At 42.6% G+C, this 3,710-nt stretch carries 3 protein-coding genes; 2 read left to right on the forward strand and 1 reads right to left on the reverse strand.

Features of this window, described 5'->3' with window-relative positions:
• Positions 1-45 precede the first annotated feature (45 nt).
• Positions 46-1,938, reverse strand: coding sequence for a patatin-like phospholipase family protein (locus AC1DV1_RS31120; protein WP_477368691.1), 1,893 nt, complete (start codon positions 1,936-1,938; stop codon positions 46-48).
• 311 nt (positions 1,939-2,249) lie between these two features.
• Here AC1DV1_RS31120 and AC1DV1_RS31125 point away from each other — a divergent pair, with 311 nt between their 5' ends.
• A complete protein-coding gene (locus tag AC1DV1_RS31125; RefSeq protein WP_477368694.1) occupies positions 2,250-2,798 on the forward strand; it encodes a DUF4199 domain-containing protein in 549 nt (182 codons plus the stop codon).
• Between the two features lie 130 nt (positions 2,799-2,928).
• On the forward strand, positions 2,929-3,309 hold the full coding sequence (locus AC1DV1_RS31130; RefSeq protein WP_477368697.1) for a VOC family protein: 381 nt from the start codon (positions 2,929-2,931) through the stop codon (positions 3,307-3,309).
• The last annotated feature ends 401 nt before the right edge of the window (positions 3,310-3,710 follow it).

Here is a 3,710-nt window from a genome sequence, read left to right on the forward strand (position 1 = left end):
GAATTAGAGCATCAAGATTTTTTCGCCAATTAAATTCTCAGTGTTTTATTTTTCAATGGGCTTGGTTTCAATATTATCCATCTTCCAATCATCCGGAAACGGAATCTCCTTCATCGTAACTTCTTTAAAGCCCGGCACCTTAAAATCCAATCCCGATTGGTTGTAGTAGAAAAAAGGATTGGTTTTAAATGCTTCATAGTCTACCAGCATTTGCTGTTCTAATTTTAATAACCGGTCACGGTATTTATTATCAAAAGGGGCTTTATCTGGTTTTATAGCCAATAGCCTCATAATATGTTGCAGCAGGTTATAACAGGTGGTAAACTGCCCGCAGGCTATGATACAGGCTTCGCTGTGTTCTTGCTCGGTGGATTGTTTATCAAACCATAAGGTGGTACCCATATTGAAGGCAACCTGTGCTACAATTTGGATATCGCGACTTGGGTCAAGCACTGGCGGCGTTGGTGATTTATAACCATCATCGGCTTTGCGGTTAATATTGTTGGAGAAGGAAAGGTCATAAATGTGGTTACCCTTGCCCCGGTTTTTCCACTGCGGCGAAAAATAAAATTTATTGTAAAGCAGTTGTCTTATCCGCTTTAAAAATATGCTCATATTAAGCATCAGCACCGATTGTACCCTTGCGCTTATCATTTGTTTAATAACGCTTAGGGGTGTTTTTGCAAAATAGCCAACCAGCACCGTAATTATTCTTTCGGTAAAATTCTTTTTAAAGTTTAATATCAATGCCGAATTGGCAACGCCCAACAACTGCTGTCTTAAATAAAGCGTTGCCACCAAAAGAATTAAAGGGACTGTAGTAAGTAATGAGCAGCCTACAGTTAATAAAGCGCAATTGTGCCTTATTCCATACCAGATCCCTGCTGACAAAACGAAAATAACCGCAGCCGCTATGAGCATCAATCCCCTTATGGATAGTTCCCAGCCCTTTTTTACTTCGGGCATTACATATGGGGTAATAAAATGGCTGCCAACGTCGTTAACCATCAGGAAGTCAAAATGCCGCAGGTCGGTTTCGTGCCGGGTACGGCGGCCATCGGCATACATCATGCTTTGCAGCCCCTGGTTGTCGGTAATGCCGCCATCCATCAACCCAAAGTTTTTTTTGCTTATAAATTCCTTTTCCTGTTTATCGCCGGTTTGCGGCAGCATGGTAAGGGCCTTTTTTAGCTCTGCCGGGTAAAGGCCGGGGTACGTGAAATCATCAGGAAAAACTATAGGCTCGAAACCTGCCGGAAAGCATGACGATGCCGCCAGTATATCGCCCAGTTTTAGTTTACCCGCCGTTTTTTCGTCCAGGTATATCACCATATTACCGTAGGTAAAATAGGGGTCTTTACCGGCATCGGGCACCAGCTTTATATCCTGCCTGAAAGATTGGCCGGTGAAAAACTCAGTGGCATTAAAGCAAACCTCCTGTAAATGTTTACCGGGCTCCCCATCATGGCAGAGTGATTCAAGGGCGGCATGGTCAAATAAATATTTATCGTAAGCCAGTGCAAACGCGTTAATAATATTGCGGCTTTTAAGCTCCCTGGTTTTCCAATACTTTTTATCGGCCAATATCTCCATCGCGTGTTTTAACAACTCATCGCCGGTAAGCGTCGTTAAAAGTTTGCTATAGTAATCGCCGAAGCTTTTGCCCTTGCCGTTGTACAATGCATACAGCGTGGTTGCTATGGTGCCTCCCGATGCCGACGACATGTAGCTAACCCTTTGTAACAGGCTATGGCCAAACAGCTCGTCAGTTGAATCGTCAAATTTTACTTTGTCGAGGTACGATAATACACCTAACGCGAAGGAAGCCGCCCGAAAGCCACCGCCCGAAAATGCGAGCGCGATGCTGTCAAACGGTTTAATTATGGCAACCTCCAGCTTGTTTTCCGAAAGAGGTTCAGGAGCGGCTATCTTATCCATAATAACATAGGTTTGGTTATTTAAAATTAGGTAAAATATTATATAATAGTATCTTGTGTAAATAAAAAGCTAAACTTTATTTAAGCTGATTTGGCGGTTTATTATTAATATTGATGGTAAGTTGATTTGGAATCGGGTTAGCTAAATGGCAGTATACAGGTTACTGAAAAAGGGGGAAGTTACAGTCGATACCTTAATGCCCGTTTTTTAGTATGATAAGTGCCTTTTTTATAAAATCACCCAAAAGGATGACCCGAAATATAAGTCCTTACTGCAATTTTGGACGTGCTTTAAAACTTAGATAAAAAACAATGAAAAAAAATATTTTGGTTTACGGGCTTATTGGTGGCCTTATAGCAGCCACATGGGCTGTTATTGTTGAAGCGGGACTGGGCGACAGCTTAAGCTTAAATACGCGGATGGTGCTTGGCTATACATCTATGATAATAGCCTTTTCGCTCATTTTTGTAGCTATAAAAAACTACCGGGATAATTATAACAACGGCATAATTTCTTTTGGAAATGCACTTAAAATCGGGCTTTTAATAACGCTTATAGCATCCACTGTATATGTTATCGTTTGGATGATAGACTATAGCTTTTTTATCCCCGATTTTGGCGAGAAATACCAGGCCCAGGTGTTGGCCGAATTGAAAGCGGGTGGAGCAAGCGCCGGGGAGATAAAAAAACAAGGAGCCGAAATGGCTGTCACGATGGAAAAATATAAAACAAGTCCCGGCTTTAGAGCTATGTTCACCTATTTGGAAATTGTGCCGGTTGGCATCGTGGTATCTTTAATAGCTGCGGTGATACTTAAAAATAAATCTAACCAAACTACTGTCGGGGCAACGATGAATTGACGGTTAGCCCTCAGTTAAAAGTCTTAAGTTCTCAGCCAAAAAAGAAAAAATTCACCTTTAGCCTTACGACTTTGTACTGCTGACTTAACACTAACAGTGATCTTATAATTTAAACCAGAAACTAATAAATATGAAAAAAGTAACAGGCATAGGCGGCGTATTTTTTAAATGCGAAAACCCGCAAAGTATGAATGAATGGTACGCCAAAAACCTTGGATTGCCTAAAAGCGAATACGGAACAACGTTTGAGTGGCGGGAGGCCGATGATCCGTCGAAAACAGGATCCACATCCTGGTGTACTTTTCCGCAGGATACCAAATATTTTAATCCCTCGGCAAAGCCTTTTATGATCAATTACCGGGTAGAAAACCTGGTTGCGCTGGTTGAGGAGCTAAAAAAGGACAACGTGACCATTGTTGACGAGATTGCTGAGTATGACTATGGCAAATTCGTCCATATTCTCGACCCAGAAGGGAACATTATCGAGCTTTGGCAACCGGCAGATGAATAGCGTCAGAATAACATGGCTGGGTAAAGCATAGTTTAGGTATAGTGTATGGCAATGAGTTTGGACACTAACAAGCAGGCGAGTTATGCTTAATTTTTTCCGTATCCCGCAAGCAAGCTGAACAGTACGTCTACTGTCTTTCCAGTGGGATCTGAGACAAGTTAGTAAGAGGTGTTTTCTTTTCAAGGTGTGTTAGCCTGTCAGTCTGAGCCTGTCGAAGACTCGCGCGGAGAGGCCTTTGCCCGCTCTGGTTCGACAGGCTCACCATGACAGCCCTTTGTGCGACGCAATGTTTCCTTCAGAGTTTCCCGAAATTTTACCACCACCCATGACATGTTTTCTTTCGAGGTGTGTTAGCCTGTCAGTCTGAGCCTGTCGAAGACTCGCGCGGAGAGGCCTTTGCC

Source organism: Mucilaginibacter sp. P4_D1 (genome assembly GCF_056401935.1).

Excerpts from the sequence above, each read along its gene's own strand:
- AC1DV1_RS31130 (WP_477368697.1), top strand. The coding sequence starts at position 2,929 with ATGAAAAAAGTAACAGGCATAGGCGGCGTATTTTTTAAATGCGAAAAC.
- AC1DV1_RS31120 (WP_477368691.1), bottom strand. The coding sequence starts at position 1,938 with ATGGATAAGATAGCCGCTCCTGAACCTCTTTCGGAAAACAAGCTGGAG.
- AC1DV1_RS31125 (WP_477368694.1), top strand. The coding sequence starts at position 2,250 with ATGAAAAAAAATATTTTGGTTTACGGGCTTATTGGTGGCCTTATAGCA.